21 protein-coding genes are annotated in these 26368 nt (G+C 56.1%); 8 read left to right on the top strand and 13 right to left on the bottom strand.

Annotated features, from left to right (window positions below; genetic code table 11):
* The 4 genes from ABLN87_RS18275 to ABLN87_RS18260 form a co-directional block, all read right to left on the bottom strand.
* Window positions 1-1587: a glycoside hydrolase family 43 protein gene (locus ABLN87_RS18275; RefSeq protein WP_353013023.1), complete on the bottom strand. Its 1587-nt coding sequence runs from the start codon at window positions 1585-1587 to the stop codon at window positions 1-3.
* Complete coding sequence (locus ABLN87_RS18270; protein WP_353013020.1) at window positions 1584-2414, bottom strand: carbohydrate ABC transporter permease; 831 nt, start codon at window positions 2412-2414, stop codon at window positions 1584-1586. The genes ABLN87_RS18275 and ABLN87_RS18270 overlap by 4 nt, the downstream gene beginning before the upstream one ends.
* 1 nt (window position 2415) lies before the next feature.
* The gene (locus ABLN87_RS18265) at window positions 2416-3348 is read right to left on the bottom strand and encodes a carbohydrate ABC transporter permease (protein ID WP_353013017.1); all 933 of its coding nucleotides are present in this window, start codon (window positions 3346-3348) and stop codon (window positions 2416-2418) included.
* 81 nt (window positions 3349-3429) lie between these two features.
* Entirely contained in the window at window positions 3430-4683 is a 1254-nt protein-coding gene (locus ABLN87_RS18260; RefSeq protein ID WP_353013014.1) for an extracellular solute-binding protein, read from the bottom strand.
* A 134-nt stretch (window positions 4684-4817) separates the two neighbouring features.
* Between ABLN87_RS18260 and ABLN87_RS18255 the strand changes: the two genes are divergently transcribed.
* From ABLN87_RS18255 to ABLN87_RS18235, 5 genes are all read left to right on the top strand, one after another.
* Window positions 4818-5753: an SMP-30/gluconolactonase/LRE family protein gene (locus tag ABLN87_RS18255; RefSeq protein WP_353013011.1), complete on the top strand. Its 936-nt coding sequence runs from the start codon at window positions 4818-4820 to the stop codon at window positions 5751-5753.
* A gap of 11 nt (window positions 5754-5764) precedes the next feature.
* Window positions 5765-6919: a fumarylacetoacetate hydrolase family protein gene (locus ABLN87_RS18250; protein ID WP_353013009.1), complete on the top strand. Its 1155-nt coding sequence runs from the start codon at window positions 5765-5767 to the stop codon at window positions 6917-6919.
* Window positions 6916-8382, top strand: a complete 1467-nt coding sequence (xylB, locus tag ABLN87_RS18245; protein ID WP_353013006.1) for a xylulokinase — start codon at window positions 6916-6918, stop codon at window positions 8380-8382. The genes ABLN87_RS18250 and xylB overlap by 4 nt, the downstream gene beginning before the upstream one ends.
* Window positions 8379-9686, top strand: coding sequence for a xylose isomerase (gene xylA, locus ABLN87_RS18240; RefSeq protein WP_353013194.1), 1308 nt, complete (start codon window positions 8379-8381; stop codon window positions 9684-9686). The genes xylB and xylA overlap by 4 nt, the downstream gene beginning before the upstream one ends.
* Window positions 9687-10085: 399 nt before the next feature.
* The gene (locus ABLN87_RS18235) at window positions 10086-10535 is read left to right on the top strand and encodes a hypothetical protein (RefSeq protein WP_353013003.1); all 450 of its coding nucleotides are present in this window, start codon (window positions 10086-10088) and stop codon (window positions 10533-10535) included.
* 441 nt (window positions 10536-10976) lie between these two features.
* On the opposite strand, the gene ABLN87_RS18230 is transcribed toward ABLN87_RS18235, so the two are convergent.
* The 9 genes from ABLN87_RS18230 to ABLN87_RS18190 form a co-directional block, all read right to left on the bottom strand.
* Complete coding sequence (locus tag ABLN87_RS18230) at window positions 10977-11717, bottom strand: alpha/beta hydrolase family protein (protein ID WP_353013000.1); 741 nt, start codon at window positions 11715-11717, stop codon at window positions 10977-10979.
* Window positions 11718-11748: 31 nt separating this feature from the next.
* Window positions 11749-13251, bottom strand: a complete 1503-nt coding sequence (locus tag ABLN87_RS18225) for an FMN-binding glutamate synthase family protein (RefSeq protein ID WP_353012997.1) — start codon at window positions 13249-13251, stop codon at window positions 11749-11751.
* A 287-nt stretch (window positions 13252-13538) separates the two neighbouring features.
* Entirely contained in the window at window positions 13539-14537 is a 999-nt protein-coding gene (locus ABLN87_RS18220; RefSeq protein ID WP_353012994.1) for an isopenicillin N synthase family dioxygenase, read from the bottom strand.
* A 255-nt stretch (window positions 14538-14792) separates the two neighbouring features.
* The gene (locus ABLN87_RS18215; RefSeq protein ID WP_353012992.1) at window positions 14793-17213 is read right to left on the bottom strand and encodes a GcvT family protein; all 2421 of its coding nucleotides are present in this window, start codon (window positions 17211-17213) and stop codon (window positions 14793-14795) included.
* A 169-nt stretch (window positions 17214-17382) separates the two neighbouring features.
* Window positions 17383-17739 carry a cupin domain-containing protein gene (locus ABLN87_RS18210; RefSeq protein ID WP_353012989.1) on the bottom strand — a complete coding sequence of 119 codons (357 nt, stop codon included), beginning with the start codon at window positions 17737-17739 and terminating at the stop codon, window positions 17383-17385.
* A gap of 3 nt (window positions 17740-17742) precedes the next feature.
* Window positions 17743-17982: a hypothetical protein gene (locus ABLN87_RS18205; RefSeq protein WP_353012986.1), complete on the bottom strand. Its 240-nt coding sequence runs from the start codon at window positions 17980-17982 to the stop codon at window positions 17743-17745.
* Window positions 17983-17984: 2 nt separating this feature from the next.
* Window positions 17985-19436, bottom strand: coding sequence for an aldehyde dehydrogenase family protein (locus ABLN87_RS18200; protein WP_353012984.1), 1452 nt, complete (start codon window positions 19434-19436; stop codon window positions 17985-17987).
* A complete protein-coding gene (locus ABLN87_RS18195) occupies window positions 19433-20587 on the bottom strand; it encodes an aromatic ring-hydroxylating oxygenase subunit alpha (protein ID WP_353012981.1) in 1155 nt (384 codons plus the stop codon). The genes ABLN87_RS18200 and ABLN87_RS18195 overlap by 4 nt, the downstream gene beginning before the upstream one ends.
* A 110-nt stretch (window positions 20588-20697) precedes the next feature.
* Window positions 20698-21603 (bottom strand): LysR substrate-binding domain-containing protein, encoded by a 906-nt coding sequence (locus tag ABLN87_RS18190; RefSeq protein ID WP_353012978.1) that lies wholly within the window; start codon window positions 21601-21603, stop codon window positions 20698-20700.
* Between the two features lie 120 nt (window positions 21604-21723).
* Between ABLN87_RS18190 and ABLN87_RS18185 the strand changes: the two genes are divergently transcribed.
* From ABLN87_RS18185 to ABLN87_RS18175, 3 genes are all read left to right on the top strand, one after another.
* Entirely contained in the window at window positions 21724-23073 is a 1350-nt protein-coding gene (locus tag ABLN87_RS18185; protein WP_353012976.1) for an NAD(P)/FAD-dependent oxidoreductase, read from the top strand.
* Complete coding sequence (locus ABLN87_RS18180) at window positions 23073-24017, top strand: PDR/VanB family oxidoreductase (RefSeq protein WP_353012973.1); 945 nt, start codon at window positions 23073-23075, stop codon at window positions 24015-24017. Before ABLN87_RS18185 ends, ABLN87_RS18180 begins: the two co-directional genes overlap by 1 nt.
* 86 nt (window positions 24018-24103) lie before the next feature.
* Window positions 24104-25930, top strand: coding sequence for a BCCT family transporter (locus tag ABLN87_RS18175; protein WP_353012970.1), 1827 nt, complete (start codon window positions 24104-24106; stop codon window positions 25928-25930).
* Window positions 25931-26368 lie beyond the last annotated feature (438 nt).

Below are 26368 nucleotides of genomic sequence, written 5' to 3'. Positions count from 1 at the left end.
TCATCCTTTCCTGTTGCAATACGAGAAGCGGCGGAAATCTGCAGGATGTGCCCGGCCGCTTATGTCTTGGGCAGCCATTCCAATGAAGGCGCCGGTGAAATTTGCGTGTTCTCCGCGACCCGCCTCATCCGAGAGCAAAGAGGCGTCCAGTCTTGGCCCGACTTCGACCCAGTCTTCCCCTTGAGCCCGCCAACGGAACTGCAAATCGCTTTGGTCGACATCGACGCCCAGTTCGAGCGGTCCATCGGGAACCAGAAGCCCCATGTCGATTGGGAAGGTCAGTTTTGCTTCGGGCCAGTCACCGTTGCAGGACTGGATCGATAACCGGCGCTGCCCGCCATCGTCGGCGGCCAGGTAGAGGTAGTGAAACTGAAAGCGGTTGTAATATGCGATCAGACCCGCCATCGACTGCTCGTCACGAGGCTGAAAGTCGATTTCGGTTTCGGCGGTGTAGTGCCAGCCCGTCTGTCGTCGGGCAATGAGGGCCTGCTCGAACCAACTGCCTACACTCTCCCGGCCAATAAGACGCAAGTGACCCGGGCGCTGGCTCAGTGAGTAAATCCTGTCAGCTTCCGGAGTCCGCAACCATTGAAAATCGCCGGGCAAATGCCCGTCAAAGAAATACTCGTGCTGGTCTTCGACGTTGTCGTCGGTTCGATCATCAAATTCCGGCGGTTCGCAATAGAGCCAGCCATCATCTTGCCAGAAACATCGGGCTATGCCGGTTTCGCGCCCAAGTGGTGACCGCCGTGACCCTGGCAAAGGTCGGGAGCACAGAAACGTGTGCCAGACCTGTCCATCCTGATCCTTTGTCAACTGCCCGTGACCGATACGCTGCAGCGGGGCCGCGGCGTTGTCTTTCGCCGTCAGGACATGGGCGTGCGGGTGCAACTCATACGGCCCTTCGATCCTGTCGGCGCGAGCATAGGTAACCGCGTGATCATATCCGGTCCCACCTTCGGCTGTGCAAAGGTGATAGCGTCCATCATGGCTCAACAGATGCGGCGCCTCAGTGAACTTCAGGTTTGAGCCTTCGAAGATCCGATGAACTGGGCCAACCAACTGGCCTTTGACGTGGTCAAACTCCTGCAACAGTATGCCCGCAAAGAATCCGCCATGGCGCGGCCCATGCGCACCACGATAGTCCCAGCCCATATTGACCAGCCACTTGCGCCCATCCGCATCATGAAACAATGACGGATCGAAACCCGAGGAGTTCAGGTAGACCGGATCGCTCCACGGCCCTTCAATAGAGGGCGCTGTGGTTAGGTAATTATGGGTGTCCTTGTAATTGCCGTCGTAGCGTTTGACGTCGGTGTAGATCAGCCAGAACAACCCCTCAGCATAAGACAGCGCCGGGGCCCAAACCCCGCAACCATCAGGATTACCACGCATATCCAATAGGGCTTTCCGGTCCAGCGGGCGTGCGGCCAATTGCCAGGTCTTCAAATCCTTCGAGTGGTTGATTTCCACGCCCGGGTACCATTCGAATGTTGAGGTCGCGATATAGAAATCGTCACCGACCCGGCAGATCGACGGATCTGGATGAAATCCTGGCAAGATCGGGTTTTGAATTTGCAAGTTCATCCTTTGACCGCCCCGCCTGTCAGGCCAGCAACAATGTACTTCTGTGCCGCTAGGAAGAAGACAATTGCCGGTGCCAGCGTCGCTGAAACAAAGGCCAGCGTTCGGTTCCATTCGGCCGCGTATTCACCGCGGAAATCCATCGCGCCCAGGGTCCAGGTATAGCCATCGCGATCATTCAGCATGATCAGCGGCAAGAGGTAATTGTTCCAGCTTTGCACGAAGACAAACACCGCAATGGTCGCAAGGATCGGGGTGGAAAGCGGCAAGGTAAAGGTAAAGAAAAACCGGATGTAACTGCAGCCATCCACTCGGGCCGCATCGAACAGCTCGGCGGGCATCTCCTTGAAAAAGGTCCGAAAGAACATGATCGAAAAGGCCAGACCAAAGGCAACTTGAGGCAAGATCACGCCCCATGCCGTGTCCAGCAGCCCGAGATCACGGACTGTCAGGAACAGCGGCATGATTGCGGCCGCCACCGGGAACATTAACCCCAACAACAGATAGCCAAAAAGGAAACGTGATCCGAAGAACTGGGTCTGGGCGAAGGCGAAGGCACACATTGACCCCAGCAAAAGTGTCAGCACCACAGTCAGAACCGAAATCAGAAAGCTGTTGCCGAGATAGATCCAGAACTGCTTGCTGCCTAAAATCTCGCCGTAAAACTCAAAGTGCCAGGTCTCGGGAATGCCGAATGGCGATACCCGCAATTCACCGTTGGTCTTGAAACCACCAAGCACGGTTGCAGCGATCGGCATCAGGATCACGAAAGTGACGGTCAACAGGACGATGATCCGCCCGGCTTCAGCCCAAGTGAACATCCGGTTCATCTTACTGTCCCCTCTGCACTGTGTTGCGATAGACCAGAGCGAAGAGCACACCTGTCACGAAAAGGAACACACCCACAGCCGAGCCAAAGCCCACGTCCAAGCGGATAAACCCGAAATTGTAGAGATAGCTGACAAGCGTATGAGAACTGTTCGATGGCCCACCGGCGGTCATGGGCATAACGAGGTCGAATACTTGCAGCGCGCCAAGAACCGAATAGAAAATGGACACGGTGATCGCCGGCCAGATCAGCGGGATTTTGATGTACCAGGCCTTTTGCCAGTTGGTTGCACCGTCAATTTCCGCACTTTCAAGAAGCGCAGAACTGATGGATTGAAGCCCGGCGATGTAGATCATCATGTGAAAGCCGAAATACTTCCACACCAATGCGGCGAGGATGGAGTAAAAGGCCCATGGTTTCTCTGCCAGTGGAAACCATGCCTCTTCCATGCCGAAGAGTTGGCTGAACCAGGCTGAAAGACCATAGTTCCCGTCCAGCGCGAAGGCGAAAATCAAACCTGTGGCGACCTCGGCCAGAATATAGGGAAGAAAGAAGATTAGCCGGAAAATCGTGTTAGCACGGGTGGATCGGTAGATCATCAGCGCCAGCATCAAAGCCAATGGCAGCTGGATGAGGAGCGACACTGCGATCACGAGCGCCGAATTCCAGACGGCTTGCTGAAAGGCCGCGTGTCCGAACATGCGCTCGAAATTCCGCTCCCCCACCCATTTGCCAAAGGTCGCATCAGTGGCTTCGTTCAGCGCCCAGGGCGCTGGTCCGTAGCCAGACCATTTCCACGGAGCAAAAAACCCGGCCTGCACCATCGGCATCATCACGAAGATCGTGAAGACGAGGATCGCTGGGGGAACGAAGATCAGGATCATGCGCAGTTGATCGTCATGGACGATGCGCTGCCAGAATGATGTGCGTGTCATGACTGGTGCTCCGCGTGGGGCCGCTGAGGATTACGCATCCCGGTCAGGGGAGGTCTGACCGGGATGCAGGTGGGCGCGCCGTTACTGGAAGGCGCGCGTATCTTCGAGAAGCTCCGCTGCGGCTTCAGGTGTGATGTCGCCGGTCGCCATTTGAGCCGAGACATCGTTGATCGCTCCACCAAGCGAAGATCCGAAGTACTGGTCGAGGAACAACTGGTGGTAGGTCGACGCACCACCAATTGCCGCGAATTGCTTCAGGATCGGATCTTCCACAAGATCTCCGGCCGATGGAACCGTCGGAATGTAAGTCGCTTCGCGTGCCGCCCGTTTCTGCGCTTCGACGCCCATGAAGACCTTGAGGAAATCGATCGCTTCAGGGCTGGCCTTAGACGTCAGAACGAAACCGGACGCACCGCCAAGCGTATCGGTGACAGCACCTTTGCCGCCTTCGACCATCGGGAACGGGATGACACCCAGTTGGTCATTCGTCAGGCCGCCGTTGGACGCTGCACCGCGGCTAGCGCCCAGATCCCAGTCACCCATCAGGTGGAACAGGCTTCCGCCGTCTCCCCAGAGGCCTGTGGCCTGATCGTATTTCACGCCCATGAAACCGTTCTGGAAGGGCTCAAGCTCGATCAGCCGCATGTACTCCTGGCCGGCGCGGATCCAATCTTCGTTGTTGAAGCCACCGTTTTCACCAGCTGCCGAGGCGGCCATACCTTCCTTACCCATGATCCGCATGGCGAGGAAGGAATAAAAGAAGTGAAGCGGCCATTTGTCCTGACCACCTACAACAAACGGGGTCACATCGCCTGCTTTAGCGGTTTTTACCATTTCGAGCAGGTCGTCATATGTCTTGATGGTTGTCGGATCGACTCCCAGCTGCGCTGCGATGTCTTTGTTGTACCAGATCGCTACATTCTGCGAGGCCTCGGGGGCGCCGTAGAATTTTCCGTTGTGCGAAAGTGCGGCCATACCACCGGGCGAGAGCTCTTGCTGCCATTCCGCAACGACGCTGTCCGGCAGAGCGCCTAGGAAACCCTGTTCCGCTTGCTCGTAGAAAACACCACCGGACCAGCTGAAGAACATATCAGGGGCTGCGGCAGACTGAAGAAGAGTCGGCAGTTTCTGCTTAAAGGACTCGTCTTCCATATATTCAACAACGACAGTCACATCGGGGTTGTTGGCATTGTAGTCTGCGACAACGTCATCGTAGAGCGCCCGCCAGGTTTCACTGTCGCGGTTGATAGACAAAATTTTGATTTCGGTGTCAGCAACTGCAGTCGTCGTTGTCATAAACACGACCGCACCGGCGGCAAGAATTCTCTGTTTCATGAAAGCATCCTCCATCTGATTTCACCTGTATTTCGGCGAAGGATTCTCTCTCCTGCAAGAACCCTAGATATTATCTATAGACTTTCTAGATAGTATCTGTAAAGTAAAAACTCACAACGCTAAGGAGGGAGCGGGTGAGGCCAATTCAGCCTAACAAGGGTTTTTCCAAAGATTTCGACGGGCGGGTGCACGATCCGAAGGCTTTGACTGCGCACTTGCTTGTGGACTGCAAGTGTGAACTGGGCGAGGGCGTCCAGTGGAACGACGCCCTTGGTCGGCTTTATTGGACGGATATATTCGGCAACGCGCTTTGGTCGTGTGACGAGAACGGCTATTCCGTTGAGCGCCTGGAATTGGGTGCCCGACTGTGCGCATTTGTCTTCACTTCGGACGTACGGGTATTGGCGGCATTTGCAGACGGCTTGTATTGGCTGGAGCTTAGTAGCGGACAACGCGATTTGATTCAGGAATATCAGCCGGAGCTTCCACAAACTCGAATGAATGACGGCAATCTGGACCGCCAGGGGCGCTTCATTGTGGGTGGGATGGACGATGTTGACGGGGCCTTGATCACTCCGGTTCTGAGAGTGTCGCCCTCCGGGATCGAGTGCATTATCGAGAACGTCGGCTGTGCAAACTCCATCGCGTTTTCTCCCGATGGACGAAGCATGTTTTTTGCCGATTCTACAGGCCACGAAATCTATCAATACGACTATGATCGAGTCTCCGGAAAGCCGACGAATAAGCGCGTCTTCGCTGCAATGGAGCCGGAGTTCGGGGTACCAGACGGCTCAACGGTGGATTGCGAAGGTGCATTGTGGAGCGCACGGTTTGGAGGGAGCTGCGTACAGCGGTTCCTGTCGGACGGATCGCTGGATCTATTGGTTTCGCTTCCTGTTCCGAACGTGACCTGCTGCTGTTTGGGTGGCGGTGAAATGAACCGTTTGTTCATTACTACCGCCCGAGCCGGGATGACTGGAGCCGAACAGGCAGCAATGCCGGAGGCCGGTGGCATATATGCGGTCGATGTCCCGGTCCGCGGTCTGCCACACGGAAGGTACAAACAATGAGGAATACAAGGATGGCGAGCTTCCTGACAGAAGACGAAATGTCCGGAACCTGGCTGGGTCGGGTTTGGTTGCGCGATGCAGGCGGGCCTTGTGTTGTGACCATTCGCAACGGAGACGTTGTTGATTTAACAAACAAACTCGCTCCGACGGTCCGTGACATCTGCGAAATGGATGACCCGGCCGGATACGTGAAATCCACAAAAGGAAGGGTGGTCGGCCCGCTCGTGGCAATTGGTGACGCACCTGTTGGCGACACAGACTGTGATCATTTTCTTTCTCCCTGCGATTTGCAGGCGATCAAGGCCTGTGGCGTGACATTTGCCAATTCGATGGTGGAGCGCGTGATTGAAGAGCGCGCTGCCGGAGACTCTTCGCTTGCGCAGTCAATTCGCGAAAAGGTCGGAGCAATCATTGGCAGCAGTTTAAATGACGTCCGACCCGGGTCAGAAGAAGCCGCGCGCCTCAAACAGGCATTGATCAAAGAAGATCTCTGGTCACAATACCTGGAAGTTGGCATCGGACCAGATGCAGAAGTGTTCTCTAAGGCGCAGGTTCTGTCATCTGTGGGGCCCGGTGCCGACATTGGGCTGCATCCCGTCTCGAACTGGAACAACCCGGAACCTGAAGTCGTTCTGGTGGTATCTTCCAGGGGACGGATCACCGGCGCGACCTTGGGCAATGACGTAAATTTGCGGGACGTTGAGGGACGATCGGCGCTGTTGCTGTCAAAGGCCAAGGACAACAACGCATCCGCTGCAATTGGCCCGATGATCCGGCTGTTTGACAAGTCGTACGGGCTCAACGATGTCAGGCAGGCCGAGTTGACCTTACGGGTGCAGGGCAAAGACGGATTTGTTCTTGAAGGACATTCCTCAATGCGCGAAATCAGCCGCGATCCGGAGCAGTTGGTCGCACAGACGATCGGGCCACATCATCAATATCCAGATGGCTTGATGCTGTATTTGGGCACACTTTTCGCGCCCACCGAAGACCGCGACGTCCCAGGGGAAGGGTTCACCCATAAAATCGGTGATCGGGTCGCAATTTCTGCGCCGGGGCTTGGCACATTGCATAACAAGGTCCACCTGTCGCCGAACTGTGCTGCTTGGACCTTCGGGGCCAGTCATCTGATGCGCAATTTGGCGTTGCGGGGACTTCTGCAATGAGCGGGCTTGGGACATATCTGGGATTTGATCTTGGAACCTCCGGGCTTCGTGGTCTTTTGATGGATGTCGCGGGAGGAGTGATTGGTGTTGATGAAACCTCTTTTGAAGTGGCGCGCCCGCACCTAGGCTGGTCAGAACAGGAGCCGTCGGACTGGATCAAGGCAGTCACCAAGGTTGTCTTTGCCCTGCGATCAGCTCATCCCGACGACTTTGCCAGGCTCAGCGGGATTGGAGTTTCCGGGCACATGCATGGCGCGACACTCATTGATAACGATGGCGAAGTTCTTCGACCATGTATCCTGTGGAACGATACGCGGTGTCACGAGGAAGCAGCGGCTCTCGATGCTCAGCCCGAAGTCAGGCGGCTTTCTGGGAACGTCGTGTTTCCGGGGTTCACCGCTCCTAAACTGGTCTGGGTCGCACGGCATGAACCGGAAATATTCCGTCGGGTTTCGAGGGTAGTTTTGCCGGCGACGTATCTCAACTTTTGGCTGTCTGGAAACTGCATTGGCGACATGTCCGATGCAGCTGGTACCAGTTGGTTGGACGTCGGGCGCCGCGCCTGGTCTGACCGGCTACTGACCGCAGGCGGCATGCGTTCCGGGCAGATGCCTGATGTTGTCGAGGGTTCGCAATCGATCGGAACCTTGCGGGCAGATTTAGCCGTAGAATGGGGTGTTTCTAAAAACGTAACCATCGCAGGCGGAGGTGGCGATAATGCGGTTGCCGCTTGCGGAGTAGGGGCGTTAAACGAAGGTGACGGGTTTGTCTCTCTTGGTACCTCGGGTGCGTTAGTGATCGCGCGTGAAAGGTTTGCGCCGATGCCTGAAACTGCTGTGCATACGTTCTGTCACGCAGTTCCTGAACGCTGGTACCAGATGGGTGTGATCCTAGCAGCAACGGATTGCCTGAATTGGTTGTCAGAACTAACTGGGCGTACACCGTCTGAATTGACCGGTGATTTAAGTACAAAGATATCCGGTGCAGGAGAAATCCAGTTTCTGCCGTATCTGTCAGGTGAACGTACTCCTCACAACGATGCGGGAATTCGTGGCGGGTTTCTGAACATCGACGTCGCTGACGGTCTGAAACAGATGACCCGCGCCGTGCTCGAAGGTGTTAGTTTCGCGTTACGCGACAATTTGGAAGCGCTCAAGGCAACAGGCGCGCGGCCCAAACGATTGCTAGCCATTGGCGGAGGGACTGCATCGCAGTTCTGGCTTGAGCTTTTGGCAACCATTCTCAACTTACCACTCGACCTACCGGCACAGGGGGAATTCGGAGCGGCGCTTGGCGCGGCCCGGCTAGGCCTCTGTGCCGATACCGGCGCAAACCCCCAAACAATCATGACCAACCCCAAGATCGCGCGTAGCGTGCAACCCCGCGCCGACCTCATCGAAAATTACGATGCCGCATGGCGTAGGTGGCGGCGTCTCTATCCAGCCCTAAAGGAACTGACATGACCACTGGCTTTTTTGACGGCATCTCCAAAGCTCGCTTTGAAGGGCCCGACAGCACCAATCCATTGGCTTTTCACCACTACAACCCGGACGAGCTTGTGCTGGGCACGCGGATGGAAGATCATCTTCGCTTTGCGGTTGCCTGGTGGCATTCTTTTGCCTGGGAGGGCGGGGATCCGTTTGGTGGGCAGACCTTTATCCGTCCTTGGCATCCTCTGGACGACATGTCCGGTGCCAGATTCAAAGCTGATGTTGCCTTCGAGATGTTCGATCTCCTCGGAGTACCATATTTCTGTTGGCACGACGCAGATCTCCGTCCCGAGCAGGGCAACTACACCGACAACGTTCGCACTCTGAATGAGATCACAGACTACATCGGTGAAAAAATGGAAGATGCTGGCACCAAGCTATTGTGGGGTACTGCCAATATGTTCAGCCATCGGCGCTGGATGTCCGGCGCTTCAACCAATCCCGATCCGGATGTTTTCGCCTTTGCCGCAGCGACGGTTAAGTCCTGCATGGACGCAACCCACAAACTGAATGGCGAAAACTACGTTCTCTGGGGCGGGCGCGAAGGATATGAGACCCTGCTCAACACCGATATGAAGCGGGAAGCCGACCATATGGGGCGGTTCCTTAACATGGTCGTCGAGTATAAGCACAAGATCGGGTTCAAAGGTACTATTCTGGTCGAACCGAAACCACAGGAGCCTTCTAAGCACCAGTATGATTTTGATGCTGCGACTTGTATCGGATTTCTGCGCAAATACGGCCTTGAAGGACAAATAAAACTGAATCTGGAACAGGGTCATGCGATTCTGGCCGGGCATTCGTTTGAACACGAAATTGCGGTTGCAACCTCCGAGGGGATGCTGGGATCTATCGATATGAACCGCAACGACTATCAATCAGGCTGGGATACGGACCAATTCCCGAACAATTTGCCAGAAGTGGCGCTGGCCTATTATTACATCCTGAAAGCCGGCGGTCTAACGACAGGTGGAACCAATTTTGACGCGAAACTTAGACGTCAGTCGCTCGATCCCGTGGACCTCATCGCCGCTCATATTGGAGGTATGGATGTTTGCGCCCGAGGTTTAAAGGCCGCTGCTGCAATGATTGAAGATGGTAGTTTGGACACGAATTTGGCCGCGCGTTATCAGGGCTGGAATACGCCGTCCTCACAAGCGATGTTGGAAAGCGATCTTGAGTCCATCACCGCGCGGGTCGTTTCTGAAGATATCAATCCCATGCCGCGTTCCGGCCGACAGGAGGTTTTGGAAAACATTGTCAATCGATTCGTCTGATGGGGCGTTCGGATTGTCGCTCAGATCACAAAGAGTATGAGCGACCATTGTCTTCTCGGTGGCCCAGATCAGATGGTGATAGTAGACTAAACACTGGTGCCCCAGCTTGTTCTTTGCGAACAAGCTTTCATGAAAGCGCCTTGCGTCCAAAGCGAAATGCGTTTGCATTGGGCGCTTGGGCTTCTATCATATTGTTTCTGGGTTCCCGAATACACCGCCGAACACCGTTGAAACACTTTTCACTGTTTCGCGTGCTCACGGGTCTGTAGGTTGAGATTTCTCGTTCCCCGTCCGACTTGTTTCACATTCATTTGGCAACCGGAGAAGAATTCAATGTCAGAAACCACAGCACATACCATCCGCACTGGCATCATGCCGACAATCTCAGTCGATACCTTGATGCTGGTTTTGATCGGCGGTGCCGCTGGAACCATCGCGTTCGATCTTTTCGGTCGTGCGATATCGCCTATTCTAGGATTTGCCTCTTTAAATCCCATCGGTCTTGCGCGTGGTTTTCTGGGAACGCTTGGTCTACCCAATAGCGGGGCCTACGGCCATTTGATGCATCTGCTATTTGTGGGGCTTCTGGCATATCCGATTGGCTGGCTTTTTGTCGCGCGTCCCGTTTTTTCACGTGTGTTGGTGGGACTGCACTGGGCGTTCGCTTCGGCTGCCTACGGGGTTGGATTGTGGGTCTTTGCCATTGGCGGAATCGCATGGTTTGCTGGCAACCCCGCATTTTTAGGTTTTGCACCCATCGCCTGGGTTGCTCTGGTTGCACATGTTCTTTATTCGGTCGTTACTGCTGCGACGATTAATTACATCGAGCGTTTGCAGCACGCGCGCTGAGTGTTGGTATTTACCCTCGAGGTCAATTCGATCGCCCGACCCAAAAAAGGAGCCGGGCGTTTTCGATCCTCGTGCCTTTTACGATGTGCGGAAAGGCGGCGAAGTCGTTTACACCCACCATTATCCGCGCTTGAATGGAGCGATGGCTTTGGGACTTGCGCTTTATTCCTTTTGTAATTCCGACCTGGATCGGTCGAAAACACTAAGGGCCATCACCAACCCTCTTCTAGCAAGGTGTGACCTCAGCGGAAGCTTGTTGATCACTTATGCGAACCGGACGCCAAGTGCGCAGTTCCTCAGGTTTTGTGTTTCACCTCTGTTAAACGAGGTCGATTACGATAAATTTCCCTTTCCTACTTACTTGGCCCGCCTTAGATGTTGTTTTCGAACTAGCCTTTGCTGCGATCAGAAAGCCGAGTAGTCGGACCGATCAACGCCCGTTCAAATATATCGTTCCGACCAACTGGAAATGAGCTGACCTGCATACTCGGCATCAGCTTTTTTGGACAGGAGATGGTCGGCATCATCCAGCGAAACATAGCTCTTGGGATGTTTCGCCCAACCGAAAATCTTTTGTGCGTTTTCAATTCCTACTGTGGCGTCAAGAGGAGCGTGCATCACCATCAAGGCTTTGCCCAGAGATTCCACGGAGGATTGAATACAAGCCCCTTCAATGTCCTCAATAAACTGCTTTCGAATTTTGAACGGTCGCCCCACCAAGCAGACCTCAGCTTCACCAGTGTCGATGATTTCTTCCCGGCTGCTGTCAAAATGATGCGCGACGTGGGCCACATCTGCTGGAGATCCAAGGGTCACGACGGCCTTTGCGGCTGGAATTCGAGCTGCGGCGGCAAGGATGGCCGACCCGCCCAAAGAATGGCCAATTATTAGGGCAGGGGCTTGCAGGTTGTCGCGCATGTAGTCTGCCGCTGAAACAAGATCATCGGTGTTGGAAGTGAAGTTTGTGTTTGCAAAGTCCCCTTCACTTTCGCCAAGACCTGTGAAGTCAAAACGTAGGACTGATATGCCGTGTTCCTGAAGCACTTTGGCGATCCGTGAAGCGGCAAAAATATCTTTGGTGCAAGTGAAACAATGGGCAAACAGGGCATAGGCGCGAGGGTCTCCCTCGGCTTCGTCGAGGCGAGCACTGAGGCTTTCGCCTTTGGCATTCGGGAACGTCAATTTGGGCATGAGGTCTCACCTTGTTTGGGGACTAAGCAGAATTGCTGTGTTGCTGATCTTCCACGAGTAATTCTGGTTGGGGATACAACTCGTCCATCGGTATCGATTTACCATCGCTTTGAACGATGCGAACATGTTTGCGCCCCATCAGTCTTGGACGTGCGACACCGCAGGAATGAGAGATTACCTCTACTTCATGGATCATATTCTGGCAGAAACTAGCGACTTTGAGGGCTTTATCTGCGGGATCCAGCCCTCTCTGAAGACGTTTGTTGTGGGTGGTGATGCCGGTTGGGCAGGTGTTCTTGTTGCACTTCATTGCCTGAATGCAGCCAAGTGAGAACATGAACCCCCGTGCGGACACGACAAAGTCGGCGCCGGAGGCGATGGCCCAACCGACCTCGGACGGGGTGACCAGCTTGCCCGAGGCAATCAGTCGAATCCGATCGCGCAGCCCATACTTGTGCAGTATGTCCGCCACAAGAGGTAGCGATTCACGGAGCGGTAGGCCAACATTGTCCATCAACGGCATAGGCGCGGCCCCGGTACCGCCATCACCACCGTCGATCGTTATGAAATCGGGGGCGCGATCCAGCCCGCTTTTTCGCACTTCTTCACACATCTCTTCAAGCCAACCATAGGCACCCACCACGGCTTTGAACCCGACAGGTTTACCAGTCACCTCGCGGATATGATGTATCATATCCAGCATCTCGGTTGTGCTGTTGATTTCAGGGTGTCGGTTGGGAGATATGGAATCCTTACCTTCTGGTATGCCGCGAATCTTTGCGATTTGTGAGGTGACTTTGACGCCAGGCAGAATACCACCCTTGCCGGGCTTGGCGCCCTGGCTCATTTTCAGTTCAAACATGCGTACTTGTTTGTGGGCGGCAACTTCCCGCAGTTTGTCGTCGCACAGGTTGCCTTCCAGATCACGTACGCCGTATTTCGCGGTCCCGATCTGGAACACGATGTCCGCGCCCCCCTCCAAGTGATAGGGTGAAAGGCCTCCTTCGCCCGTGTTCATCCAGCATTTGGCCATCCGGGCCCCGTTCGACAGTGCCATAACCGCCGGTGTCGAGAGAGCGCCATAACTCATACCGGAGATGTTAAAAAAAGAGGGTGCGTCATAGGGCAAGCGACAATGTGGGCCGATCACCAGCGATTGGACGGCGGCGCTATCTTCGTCCAGGGTCGGAAACGGGCAATTCACAAAGATTACGCTGCCCGTTGGTGTCAGGTTCTTACTGGACCCAAACGCGACAGTATTATCTTCTCCTCTTGCTGCACGGTCGACCCACTCGCGCTCGGCCCGGTTGAAGGGCATTTCCTCACGGTCCATGGCAAAGAAGTACTGACGAAAAAACTCACCCAATGTACTAAAAAGATAGCGAAATCGCCCAAGAACCGGGTAGTTGCGACGTACCGCGTCTTTAGTCTGCGTTATGTCGATGACGAACAAGACGACAATGGCCAGAAGAAAAAAGCCAACGAAGAGGATGAATAAGACGGCAAGAAAGCCCAGTCCGGTCATGGGGTTTTCCAATACAGTGGTTCCTTTTGTTCTGGTTTTGCGTTGCGCGCCGACTCGTTCCTTGAGGTCTTTTGCAAGACCGTATGGTTCAATTCAGAATAAAACGACATGATTTTGGAAAGAACACGAAGATGTTTGATCCTGTTACCTTTGACAGAAAGAGTTGGTGCGGGCTTGTTCGGATGAAGAGGTAGAACCAGCCACTCCAATTGCAGTATGAAAAAGGCAATGCACAAAAAAAATGCCACCCAGGTGTTCGGGTGGCAGAGTCGGGGAGAGAGTGCGGGTTAACTTGCTGCTTTCAGGTGCGCGTAGCTGTTTGAGAACCGCCCAAACTTATGCGCACCACATGTCACCGGGTGATATCGCTGTGGATTGCTGGCACTGACACACGAGGGCAGTGGCGCGAATTCAGCACTATAATCGGCGTCGATAAAGAACGGGATCGAGTATCTTTCACGCCCTGACGTGTTGATGACCCGGTGCATGTTGGCCAGATACACATCGTTGGTCAGGCGCTGGATCAGGTCACCGATATTGATTACGAAGGTGCCGGGGATGGGCGAACCTTCGACCCACGCGCCTTCGCGGTTCATCACCTGCAAACCACCTACGTCATCTTGCGCCAGAATAGTCAGGTTGCCGTAATCGGTATGAGCACCAATACCGATGATCGTTTCATCGATCTGACCGTTTTGCGGTGGATAGTGCAATAGGCGCTGAATGCTGATTGGATTCTGCATGAAGCATTCGAAATGCGTTTCAGGCAGGTCGAGGCTGATGGCAATGCCTTGCAGCAACTGCCTGGACAGCGTGACCATTTTTTGATGGTAGTCATAGACCAGGTCCTGAAATTCGGGCAGAGCGCCGGGCCACTGGTTGGGGCCGAAGAACGGGCCTTCCAGCGCCGCGCGTTCCGGACCTATGTCAAAACACTCTTTCAAATCTTTGGTCTTGGTCGGGTCGGTGTTTTCGCCAAATGGCTCGATGTAACCGCGCAGGGCGACGTCTGAGTTGCTGACATGCAGTTTCATCTTGTCTTCCATCGGAAGATCGAAGAAGCGGCGGGTAACATCAAAAACCTTTTCTACAAAGTCCTGCGCGACATTGTGGTTTTTGACATACATGAACCCGGCATTGGACAGGGCCCAGCGGATTTTTTTTGCGACCTTTTGCTTGTCCGAACCATCCAGCAATGGCGCAATGTCAATCACCGGGATCTTGTCGAAGGATTCACGCTTGGCGCGGAGTTTGTCGTCGAGTTGAGCTATGAGGTTTTGTGTCATGGCGTGTTCGCTTGCGTTTAGGAGAGGCGGAATAACGACACCAGTTTCCCTACAAACTAGCTGCTGACAATAGTACTAATATTCGTTTATGAGTGACTTGTATTCATGTTAAATACAATCGCTCTCGTGAAACACGTATAAATTATGATAGTTACCTTTCCCGGGATCATTGTCTACGTTAGTATACATAAACGCAAAATTGAAAAACCGGTCCCTCGGGACCGGTTTATGCTATTTTCAGCCACCCACCTTGGCTTATCCGCGCAGGATCTTGCCCGGAGCGTCAAAGGGCGGTTCTTGCAAAATAATCGCTTTGTGAGGACGTCCCAACACCATCACTTGGACCTCATCGCCGGGCTGAGCATTCCTGACGTATCCCAGCGCCAGCGACATGCCGACGGTGTAGCCATAGGTCCCCGAGGTGACGCGCCCGATACCTTCGCCATTCTTGAAGATCGGCTCGCCGCCGGTTGCGTCGGCGTTCGAGGCGGTGACGTCGGACTCGTCCAGATGCAGTAGCACCAATTGTTCGCGCGCAGGAGTGTCCAGCACCTTCAGCGCGGCCTCTTTGTTCAGGAAGTCTTTCTCGAATTTGCACAGTCGGTCCAGACCCACCTCATGCGGCCAGTATTCGGGGCTGTATTCGCGGCTCCACGAACCATAGCCTTTTTCCATCCGCATCGACATCAACGCGCGGCTTCCAACCGGGCCTGCGTCGAATTCTTTGCCTGCTTCCAGCAACGCTTCAAACAGACGCGCCTGATCTTCGGTCTTGCAGTACAGTTCCCAGCCCAGATCACCTGTGAAGGACACGCGCAGGGCCAGAACCTCGACCCCCGCCAGTTCGATCTTCGCAGAACGCATGAAGGGGAAGTCTTCGGTTGCCAGCGAGGTGTTGGTCAGGCGCTGCAGGATCTCGCGCGATTTGGGACCCGCGACGTTGAAGCCGCACATCGCCTCGGTATGGCTTTCGAACGTGGTGCCGTCGGGCAGCGGAACCTGTTTGAAGAACCGCTTGTGATAGCGCTCGGCCATGCCCGAACCGATAATCCAAAACTCATCCTCGGCCACGCGGGTGACGGTGAAGTCCCCGGCAATACCGCCGCGTTTCGAGATCAGCGGCGTCAGGCAGGACCGGCCAACCGCCTTGGGCATGTTGTTGGCAAAGACCGCGTTCAGCCAATCGGCGGCCCCTGGGCCGTTGCAGATGTATTTGGCAAAGTTCGAGATATCGATGATGCCCGCACGGTCGCGCAGCATCTTGCATTCCTCGCCCACAGGGCCCCACCAGTTCTGGCGGGTGAAACCGTTGGTATCCACGGTGCCCGGTTCATCCGCGAACCACAGCGGGTGTTCCCAGCCGACGTTCAGGCCAAAGACTGCGCCCATGGCTTTCTGTGTCTCATAGATCGGACGCACACGGGCCGGGCGGCCTGCGCTGCGTTCCTCGTTCGGGAAGTGGATCGCAAAGCGGTGGGCATATTGGTCCTGCACTTTTGCTTTGGTGAACTCTTTCGTGGCCCAAGTGTCGAACCGCGCCATGTCCCAGGCAAACATGTCGTATTCGGTTTCCCCTTCGATGATCCACTGCGCCGCCATCAGCCCCATGCCGCCCGATTGTGAAAAGCCAGGGATAATACCGTTGCAGCAGAAATAGCCGTCAACCTCAGGCACCGGCCCCATTAGGACGTTCGAATCCGGTGACCAGATCATCGGCCCGTTGATAACCCGCTTGATCCCGGCCTCACCCACGGCGGGCAGACGTTCGATGGCGTTCATCATGTTCTCTTCGATCCGCTCCAGATCGTCGGGGAACAGGTCATGGGCAAAATCCAGCGGCGTATCTTCTTCGGCCCAGAACTTCATGTCTTTTTCATAAGCGCCGACCAACAGGCCGTTGCCTTCCTGACGCAGGTAATATTCGCCATCCCGGTCCGAGACTGAGGGCAGGCGGGTGCCGTGGGCCTGCACATCCGACATGGCTTCAGTCACGAAATACTGGTGTTCGGTCGGCTGCAGCGGCAGCTCGATCCCGGCCAGCTTGGCGACTTCTCGCCCCCACAATCCGGCAGCGTTCACTACCCAAGGGGTGCGGATGTCACCCTTGGGCGTTCGGACGGTCCAGGTGCCGTCCTCTTGCTGCTCGGTCGCCGTCACGGGGGTAAAGCGGTGAATCTCGGCCCCGCGCTGCCGCGCGCCAACCGCGTAAGCGTTTGTTACGCCGGACGGGTCCACATTGCCGCCATCGGGTTCGAACATCACGCAGCGGATGCCGTCATAATTGACCAGCGGGTTCAGCTTTTGCGCCTCTTCAACGCTGATTTCGTAGAAGTTCATGCCATAGAGCTTGGCTTTGGCGGCCTGCAGCTTGAGCTGATGCTCGCGCTCTTCGGTCTGTGCCAGATACAGCGAGCCGGGCTGGAACACGCCACAGCTTTGGCCGGTTTCCTCTTCCAGCGAGTTATACAGGTTCATCGTATAGTGCTGGATGCGGCTGATATTGGTGCTGTCATGCAGCCCGTGGATGTTCGCGGCGGCGTGCCATGTCGAGCCTGAGGTCAGCTCATCCCGTTCCAGCAGCACCACATCGGACCACCCCAGTTTTGTCAGATGATAAAGGATCGAGCACCCGATCACCCCACCACCGATCACTACCGCCTGTGCTTCTGTACGCATTTCATCTCCCTGATTTGCTGTGTCGCGTCAGACCTTGCCTGCTTTTCGTCATATGTCGAATAAGGTCCGTAACTGTTTCGAACACGTCAACAGAGCCCCGTTCCGACCAGAGGTTCAGCCTGGCGTTCATATCTTCGGGATCGGAAACCGCAGGGCACCGCGCATGTTGTTAGGTCTGCCGGGCCTCCATCACCTCGCGCCAGTTGCCCGGCTGGACGGCATAGAAAATCCGGGCTTTCCTGCCTCCATATTCAAGCCTCGTCCCTTTCGGAACCCAGACCACATCACCCGACTTGGCATCGATCACCCCATCATCGGTGGTCAGCGTAAACTCGCCTTCGATGACATAAACGATTTCGTCATAGTGGACGGTCCACGCGATCGCACATTCATCAAACTCGGCAAATCCCGCCGCCATGGTTGGGCTCAGGTCAGACGAAACTGCGCGGCCCACCCGGCCAATCCCCGGGGGGCCGCCGCGATGGGTCATCTCAATCTGGTCGCCCTTGATAAGCTGCGCTGGCATCGCTCAGAACTCCAGCCTGTGCGCCCGGCCACGCTCAGCCAGACGCTGGTTCAGATTGTCGGCTTCCGGTGCGCCGGCTTCCAGCGCAAAGACAAAAGCGTGGGTCAAATAAAAACAAGCGGCATCAATGTCTTGCGCCAGTTCCCGCTCGTCCGCGGCAATCGTGTAGAGGCGCACCAGCGCCTCCTGATCATATCTTTCATGCGCATCCAGCAAGTCGCGGTCCAGTACATCGCGGTCCATGGCTATCCCTTCAGAGAAATGGCTATGTTTTTGGTACGGACATAATTGTAGAGCGCCTCAAGCCCCTTTTCGCGGCCAAAGCCGGATTTGCCCACACCTCCAAATGGGGTGGAAATCCCGCCTGCAAACCACTCGTTTACAAAGACCTGACCGGCCCGCAGTTTGCGTGCGACGCGATGCGCGCGCGCTAGATCGCGTGTAAAGATACCGGCAACCAGACCGAACTCGGTCCCGTTTGCCATGGCGATGGCTTCAGCCTCGGTTTCGAATGGCGAAAAGCAGGTGACTGGGCCAAAGATTTCCTGCTGCGCGACGCGGCTTGCCGGGTCGACATCGGCCAGAATAGTAGGGGCCATGAAATACCCCTTGCGCTCCAGCCGGGCACCGCCTGCGGCGATCCGTGCGCCATCCTGGCGCGCGGTCGAGGTGATCTCCTCGATGCGCGACAGTTGTAGCGCTGAGATGACCGGCGTGTGCTCGGGGTTGTTCAAACCGTGATCAACGCTCAACCCATTGGACAGCTCAGCCGCACGTTCCACGGCCTGATCATAGATTGACCGGTGCACCAGCACGCGTGCCATAGCCGAGCAGACCTGACCGGCATTGTAGAAGATGCCGCTTTGCAGGCTGGTTAGGAACGTTTTCAGATCGGCGTCGTCAAACACAACGGCAGCCGACTTGCCGCCCAACTCCATCAGCGACGGTGTCACGGTATCTGCAGCAGAGCGCAATATAGCCTGACCGGTCGGCACCGAGCCCGTGAACACAATCTGATCCACTTCGGAACTGGCGACCAGTCTTGCCCCAAGATCGGAACCGACACCGTTCAGGATAGAAACCGCTCCGGCGGGCACATCAGCGCGTTGCAGTGCCGTACCCAGCAGGGCCAGCCCGATCGGATCCAGTTCCGGGGATTTGATGATGATCGAGTTGCCTGCCGCCATTGATGGGGCCAGCGACCGTGCCGCGATGGAAACAGGAAAGTTCCACGGGACAATCTGCGCGGACACGCCGAAAGGTTCTAAAACCGTGTAATCGGCATAGTCCGGACCCAGTGGGATGGACTTGCCTTCGATCTTGTCGGCCACACCGCCGTAATATTCGAAGTACTGCGCGGCCTCTTCAAATTCGTCATGGGCTGCTTCCAGCGTTTTGCCGCTTTCCCGGCACAGCAACTGTGCGCCTTCGCCAGCAATTCCGCGAATTTCAGCCGCGATGCCGATCATCAACCGCCCGCGCGCCGAGGGCTGCATATCCGCCAGATCGCCCCGCTCGAACGAGGCGCGCGCGGCCTCAAGCGCCTGAGTGAGCGATGCTTCGCCCGCTTGTGCGCAATCGGCAACATGCTCTTCATTTCCAGGGTCTTCGATTGCGATCACGGCACCCGCATCGCCTTCGACCCATTGACCGGCCAGGAAATTCCTGGCCAGCCCGTCTTTGATAAAATCGCTCACGCCGCCCGACCTTTTTCGATCTGCGTGGCGACCCAGTGATGGAAGTTGTGTGTCGGTCCGTCCATGGCGGGCGAGAAACGACCACCGTCGAACAGCTCGCCGTGGCGGCCTTTCTGCATGCCTTCAACCACAAAGACGTCTTCTTCGAACACGGTTTTCCACAGTTGCGCGTTCGAGGCGCGCAGGCCGTCATGCTCGGGCGTCTCACGCTCACTCTTGGCGTAATACAGCTCGATATGCTCGACGGTGTTTTCCTGATCCACCGCTTCCAGAACGATGGCAAAACCGTGATCGCGCTGAACACCCAGCAGAACATTGGGGTAAACGGCGATGTATTCCGCGCCTTCGTCCCACTTATCGCTGAGGTCATCGAAGTCGGGCAGCTTGTTGCCGTCCTGATCGGTCAGCTGGCGATAGACCAGCGTGCCCTGACCGGAATAGTGGCCCCGCTTTTCGATATTGTAGTGATCTTCCAGACGGGAATAGCTGTTCAGGCCCGGATGCACCCACGGAAGGTGATAGCTTTCGCAGTAGTTCTCGACCGCCAGCTTCCAATTGGTTTTGACTTCCAGCTTAAACGAAGAGCTTTCGCCGCCGTGGAAAATCGGTTTGTCGAATTCGGTCCAACGCTCCATCAACTCGCCATGAACTTCTTCGAACTCGGGCGCGTTGCCGTCAACGTTAACGAAGATCACGTCACGCCAGACGTAGGAGCGGATACGGATCAGGCCCAGTTCGCTCAGCTTGACGTCTTCGTGGGTGTTCTGTCCGGGGCCACCGACATGAGGGGTCGTGCGCAGCTCGCCGTTCAGGCCGTAGCACCAGCTATGGTAGGGGCAACGGATCGCACCGCGTATTTTCTGCGGCTTGTCGACAAGGATCATGCCGCGATGGCGGCAGGTGTTTTGGAATACCCCGATCGAGCCGTCACGATCGCGAACGATCAGCAACGGTTGGCCCAGAAAATCCACCGGCTTAGCGTCACCGGCTTCCGGGACGTCCTTGCCAAAGCCAATACCCGACCAGTTCGCATACAGCACCGAACGCTTTTCTTCGGCAAAGATGGCTGGATCGATATAATGTGCGTTCGGCAGGCCGTTTGCGGTGTTCACGTCTACAAGGACGGACGACAGCGGGCTATGCTTGTTCATCGAGCTCTCCTGAATTTGAGTTGAGTAGGAATCATGCGCGTTTGACCTGACTTGGCGGAAAAAAGGGCATTATCTCAATATCAGAAAAGCTCATCCAGAGTTGATTTGACCTAAACCGTAGTTGCGCGAACCTCTTCTATGATCCACTTTTTCAATGCGCGCGCACTGTCGGACAGCTCCTCATCAGGCCGACCGACCAAATAGAACTGATTGGGTGCATTTAGTTGATGTGGGCCGACAGGTACGAGTTTTCTCGAAGCGAGCATAGGTTGGATTAGCCGCTGCCATCCAAGTGCCAGGCCGGCACTCTTTCGGGCAAGGTGCAACGCGACGGAATAGCTATTCACGCGGCTTTCAACCGGAACTGATCCACTATAACCCAATTGCTGGAACCAGTCGGCCCAACTGGTCCACGTGCGGTCCTCTGTGTCCAGGTGTATCAGCCGCTGTTTCGCCAGAACGTCTAAACTGGCACCGGTCAGCTTTTGAGCCAATTCCGGACTTGCGACGGGAACCAGATGATCCCGGTATAGTGGGGTATGATGCAGTGAACGGTCACCGTCGCGCCCGTAGCGAATGAAAAAATCGATGTCCGGACGGTTTCGAAACGGTCGGTCCTGGGACACCTGATTGACGTTCAGATCCGGTGTGTCGCGCCAGAACCGAATTATCGATGGCGACAACCAAAGCGCCGCCACGGCCGTCGTCGATCCAACGGTTACCTTGTCGCTGGTGACCCCCTCCCGGATCGTTTCAAGGGACTTCGAGATTCTGCTAAAAGACGTGGAAAGCGTCTCTAGCAGCACGTTGCCCTCATCCGTCAGATCCACACCCCTGTGTTTACGCTGAAACAACGGAGTTCCCAATTCACCTTCCAGAGCTTTGATCTGGTGGCTCACGGCGCCCGGAGTGACCGATAGTTCCACAGCAGCATCCTTGAAACTGAGATGGCGCGCGGCGGCCTCGAACGCCGAAAGGGTGGTCAGCGGCGGCAAGTTGTAGTGGCGTCTCGACATGAAATTTGGCTTTTCGAATGTGGCTACAGGTTAGGTTGCTTCATGCGAGTATGAGTTTTTTTACCGTTGAAGACCAGCCACCTTTGCTATGTTGTGCAACGCCAAATTGGGAGGGTGGAAATGCCTCATAGTTTTGGAGCGGTAGATCGGCTTCCGCCGAATGACACCCCGTCAGGTTGGGTTGAGCCCGCCGAACTGAGCGTCATCGGAAGCGCACGGCATTATGATCGGCTGAACTGGTTCGACTGGACGGTCGTTGGGGCTGGTTTCACCGGCCTTGCTGCCGCGCGCCGATTGGCAGAGATGAACCCCGCCGCCAAAATCGCGCTGATCGATGCCAAACCTGTGGGGTGGGGCGCTTCGGGCCGCAATTCGGGCTTTATCATCGATCTGCCGCATAAGTTTGATCTGGACAGCGCCGATCCCGTGCGGCTGGCATCAATACTCAGACTGAACACTCAAGCCATCAAAGACCTGAAAAACCATGTCGAACGGTTCGATATCGCGTGTGACTGGTCTCAAGTAGGCAAGCTGCAGGGGGCAGTGCAGAAACGAGGCACCGGCAAAATGCGCGCCTTTGCCCAGGCGCTGGACAAGATTGGCGAACCATACACTGTGATGGACCGGGCTGAGGTGGCTACCATTGTCGGAACGGATTATTATGCCGGGGCAATCCACACGCCAGGATGCGTGCTGATGAATCCCGTTCGCCTGACACGCGGCCTTGCCAGATCCCTTCCAGAAAACGTGACTCTGATGGATGGCTGCCCGGTAGTCCGCTTTGCCCGTGAAGGGCGTGGTTTTGGCATCACGCTGCGCTGTCAGGGCACGTTGATCGAGATTGCCTCGGCTTCGACCCTGATGTGCACCAACGCGTTCACGCCCGAATTCGGTCTGCTGAAAAACCGTATCGTTCCGGTCATCACCTTCGCCTCGATGACACGCCCGCTCAGCGATACCGAGATCGAGGCTTATGGCGGTCAGCTTGACTGGGGCCTGACCCCTGCCGATCCCGGCGGCACCACTCTGCGCATGACGCGCGACCGGCGTCTGCTGGTGCGCAACCAATACGACTATGCCGGGCACTATGGTGTCGCTGATACCGAGCTTGACCGCATGCGCGAAAAGCACCGCGAGGCGTTCAACAAGCGCTATCCCATGCTGAACAAAGTGCCCTTCGCCAGCAGTTGGGGCGGGGTCTGCGGCCTGTCCCGGAATCACGTTAGCTATTTTGGCGAAGTATCCGAGAATGTCTGGAACTCGTCCTGCCACAATGGTGTCGGCGTTGCGCGTGGCACCATTTCAGGCCGGCTTTTGGCTGAGGCGGCCTCGGGCCACAAAAGTGACCTGCTGAAGCAGATGTATGCTGTATCGAACACACCGTCGCTCAACCCGCCGGACCCCTTTCTTGGGCTTGGAGTGAGGGCGCGGTTGAAGCTGGCGGCCTGGGAAAGCAAAGAGGAAATCTGATGGACACCAAATCCGCACGTCTTGTTCGCAAAACGGCGCTTAGCCCCGATACCAGCGATTTCTGCTTCGAGGTCGCGGACGGGCGCTTTACCGGGCTTGAGCCAGGCGCACATATCGATGTGCATCTGAGCGATGATATGGTGCGCCAGTATTCGATCTGGGACTGGAGCCAGGACGGGCGCAGGCTCAACGTTGCCGTCAAACGCGAGGATGCCGGGCGGGGCGGTTCCGCGGCCATGCATACGATGGACGAGGGGACCGTTGTCGAACTCGGCGGCCCCCGCAATCATTTCCGTCTCGAAAGCCATGATCGTCATGTCACCCTGATCGCCGGAGGCATCGGCGCGACGCCGCTGGTGGCGATGGCGCGCGAATTGCTGAACAGCGGTCAGGATTTCCGCGTCTACTATCTGGTTCGCTCGCGCGACTATGCCGCCATGGATACTCAGTTCCGCAATCTAGGGCTGGATGAGTGGTACCATCTACATTGCGACGACACCGACGGTCAGTTCGATTTAAGCGCCGTCATGCAGTCGATGCCGATGGGCAGCGATGTCTACACCTGCGGGCCCGAACCGCTGCTGAACGCGATCCTTGAGGCGGGCAGTGCCCTGCGCGGCGGCGCGATCCATTTCGAACGCTTCGCCGCCGCATCCGATATCGAGCACGCGCCGAATGACAGTTTTGAGGTAGAAGTGCAGTCCAGCGGCGCGGTTTATACGGTCTCGACCGATGACACCATTCTGGAGGTGCTCAAGGCGAATGGTGTGCACGTGGATTTCGGGTGCTCCGAAGGCCTGTGCGGATCCTGCATCGTTGATGTCGTCGAAGGCGAGGTCGATCATCGAGATGGCATCCTCACCCCGGAGGAACAGGCCTCGAACAGTTTCATGTGCACCTGCGTTTCGCGGGCAAAATCAGATCGTCTGGTCCTGGCGCTGTAGTCGTCGGCGCGGCCAAGAATCCCAATGCCACAAGGTTGAACCAGAGAGTTTTGGGGCGCGACATTTACCAACACGGGAGGAAACTGATGTCGATAAAGGAACCGTTTACGGATTTGGAGATAAAGACGGCGGATAGCGGTTTTTATGAGAATAACAGCGTTCCGATTGCGTTGATCAGCAAGGGCATCATGGTTGCGCTGGTGCTGTGGGCTTTGGTGTTTCCGGCCAATGCCAACAGCACCCTTGGCAGTTGGAACTTCAAGCTGCTTGAGGTGTTCAACAGCTTTTACGTGGTGATTGTGGGGCTGTTTTTCTTCTTTCTTGCGGTGGTTGCGATCCTGCCGGGCACGGGCAAGCGGATCATGGGCACGCAGGGCGAGAAACCCGAGTTCTCGAACTTCTCGTGGTTCTCGATGATGTTCGGCGCCGGTCTGGGTGTAGGGCTGATGGTGTTTGCCACGGCTGAACCGCTGGGCCTGTGGGGGTCGAACCCTGTGGTGGTTGCGGGCGACGTTGCGGGCAATGAGCCCGAGGCGGTGCAGTCGGCCTATCGCTACACCTATCTGCATTACGGCTTTCACGCCTGGGCGATCTATGTGGTGACCGGCCTGTCGCTGGCTTACTACGCCTATACCCGCAACATGCCGCTGACCATCAGGGCGGCGCTGACGCCGCTGTTTGGCAAGCTGATGAACGGCGTCCTGGGCCATGTAGTTGACGTTCTGGGCGTTGTGGCAACGATCCTGGGCGTGTCGGTGACCATCGGCTTTGGTGTCAGCCAGTTCATTGACGGGGTCTATGCGATCACCGGGATGGAGTGGATCATGGATTTGGGCGGCGAGGTTCCGGCCCCGTCTAAAGTGGGTCTGATTGCCGGTCTGATTGTGATCATGGGCCTGTCGATCATCTCGGCTGTGTCGGGTGTTGGCCGGGGCGTGAAGTATCTGTCGAACTTGAACCTGGTTCTATCGATCATTCTGCTGGTCACGTTCGTTGTGTTTGGTTCGTTCGTCTTTGCGATGACCACCTATGGCACGGCGCTGGTGGATTACATTCTGCACTTCATCTCGCTGAGCTTTAGCGCCTATGGCCCGCTGTCTGCGGAAGCCTTTGCGGCGGCCCTGCCTGCCGAAGCGCAGGCCCATGCGGATGCCCTGATGGGTGGTGCAACCAATGCCTGGGGCAGCTTTGACGGCTTCAAGAGTGGCCTTGAAGGCGCTGCCGCAGAGCTGGACGAAGCAACGCTGGCTGCGGCCTATGCCGCCGGTGAGCAGGGCCGCCAGTTTGGCTGGCAGTCGGGCTGGACCACGTTCTATTGGGCCTGGTGGATCGCGTTCTCGCCGTTTGTGGGGCTATTTCTAGCCCGCATCTCCAAGGGCCGCACCGTGCGCGAGTTCATCCTGGGCTGCGTCTTTGCACCGGCGCTGGTGTGCTTTGCCTGGATGACGGTTCTGGGAGGCACCGCGATCGATCTGGAGCTGGCTGGTGAAGCCGGAGGCGCGATCATCGGCGCGTCGAACACCAACAAGCTGTTCGTGACGCTGTCCTACATGATTGATGGTGGTTTGCTGTCGATGCTGAATGTGATGTGCGTGATCCTGATCATGACCTTCCTGGTGACCTCGGCAGACTCGGGCATCCTGGTGATGAACACGATCATGTCGGGCGGCAGCCAGGAGACGGGCATCAAGCACCGCATCATCTGGGGTCTGATCCTGACGGCAGTGATCGGTACGCTGTTCCTGGCGGCGGGCGACAACAACCCGCTGGATGCACTGCGCAACGCGATGATCATCGGCGCGCTGCCGTTCACCCTGGTGATGGGCTTGATGTGTGTCTCATTGGCCAAGGCGCTGTTCCGTGACGGCCTGCGTGACAAGCATGACGACACAGAGATACAGGCCGCCGAATAGGCCAATCTGCGCAACCAAAACAGCAAACGCCGCCCCAAACAGGGGCGGCGTTCCAAGTCTCAGATTTCATCGGCTTCAAGATACAAAGTCATCGTTTCAAGAAAGGTCGAATTCGCCCGATGCTCGGCTTCAATTCCTTTGCCTAGGCCACGGCAATGCTTGCTCGGATCGAATTGTTGCAGGTGATCTGCAAAGGCCAATTCACGTCCGGTATCGGTCGATTCAAACAGTTCGAAGTGTTGGTTAACTAGAGCGTTTTGCGTTAAATTCGATCAGTATCCCGCGGCTTTGAAGAAATTGTAGCTTTCGTCGTCTGTGAAGAGACCACAAACGTGGCCGACCACCTGCCACAGGTCGTCGTATGTCCGCGCGGTGGTCCTTCGGATCAGAGATTTGAGCTTTGAGAACGCCATCTCAATCGGGTTTCGTCAGGCGCAT

It is taken from the genome of Ruegeria sp. SCP10 (genome assembly GCF_040329495.1).
Taxonomy (GTDB): Bacteria; Pseudomonadota; Alphaproteobacteria; order Rhodobacterales; family Rhodobacteraceae; genus Ruegeria.
This window is presented reverse-complemented; position numbering and strand designations above follow the sequence as displayed.

Coding starts and splice junctions, on each gene's coding strand:
- ABLN87_RS18270 (WP_353013020.1), bottom strand. CDS start 2,414: ATGAACCGGATGTTCACTTGGGCTGAAGCCGGGCGGATCATCGTCCTG.
- ABLN87_RS18275 (WP_353013023.1), bottom strand. CDS start 1,587: ATGAACTTGCAAATTCAAAACCCGATCTTGCCAGGATTTCATCCAGAT.
- ABLN87_RS18195 (WP_353012981.1), bottom strand. CDS start 20,587: ATGAACAAGCATAGCCCGCTGTCGTCCGTCCTTGTAGACGTGAACACC.
- ABLN87_RS18215 (WP_353012992.1), bottom strand. CDS start 17,213: ATGCGTACAGAAGCACAGGCGGTAGTGATCGGTGGTGGGGTGATCGGG.
- xylB (WP_353013006.1), top strand. CDS start 6,916: ATGAGCGGGCTTGGGACATATCTGGGATTTGATCTTGGAACCTCCGGG.
- ABLN87_RS18190 (WP_353012978.1), bottom strand. CDS start 21,603: ATGTCGAGACGCCACTACAACTTGCCGCCGCTGACCACCCTTTCGGCG.
- ABLN87_RS18220 (WP_353012994.1), bottom strand. CDS start 14,537: ATGACACAAAACCTCATAGCTCAACTCGACGACAAACTCCGCGCCAAG.
- ABLN87_RS18205 (WP_353012986.1), bottom strand. CDS start 17,982: ATGGACCGCGATGTACTGGACCGCGACTTGCTGGATGCGCATGAAAGA.
- ABLN87_RS18260 (WP_353013014.1), bottom strand. CDS start 4,683: ATGAAACAGAGAATTCTTGCCGCCGGTGCGGTCGTGTTTATGACAACG.
- ABLN87_RS18225 (WP_353012997.1), bottom strand. CDS start 13,251: ATGACCGGACTGGGCTTTCTTGCCGTCTTATTCATCCTCTTCGTTGGC.
- ABLN87_RS18235 (WP_353013003.1), top strand. CDS start 10,086: ATGCTGGTTTTGATCGGCGGTGCCGCTGGAACCATCGCGTTCGATCTT.
- xylA (WP_353013194.1), top strand. CDS start 8,379: ATGACCACTGGCTTTTTTGACGGCATCTCCAAAGCTCGCTTTGAAGGG.
- ABLN87_RS18180 (WP_353012973.1), top strand. CDS start 23,073: ATGGACACCAAATCCGCACGTCTTGTTCGCAAAACGGCGCTTAGCCCC.
- ABLN87_RS18175 (WP_353012970.1), top strand. CDS start 24,104: ATGTCGATAAAGGAACCGTTTACGGATTTGGAGATAAAGACGGCGGAT.
- ABLN87_RS18250 (WP_353013009.1), top strand. CDS start 5,765: ATGGCGAGCTTCCTGACAGAAGACGAAATGTCCGGAACCTGGCTGGGT.
- ABLN87_RS18185 (WP_353012976.1), top strand. CDS start 21,724: ATGCCTCATAGTTTTGGAGCGGTAGATCGGCTTCCGCCGAATGACACC.
- ABLN87_RS18265 (WP_353013017.1), bottom strand. CDS start 3,348: ATGACACGCACATCATTCTGGCAGCGCATCGTCCATGACGATCAACTG.
- ABLN87_RS18210 (WP_353012989.1), bottom strand. CDS start 17,739: ATGCCAGCGCAGCTTATCAAGGGCGACCAGATTGAGATGACCCATCGC.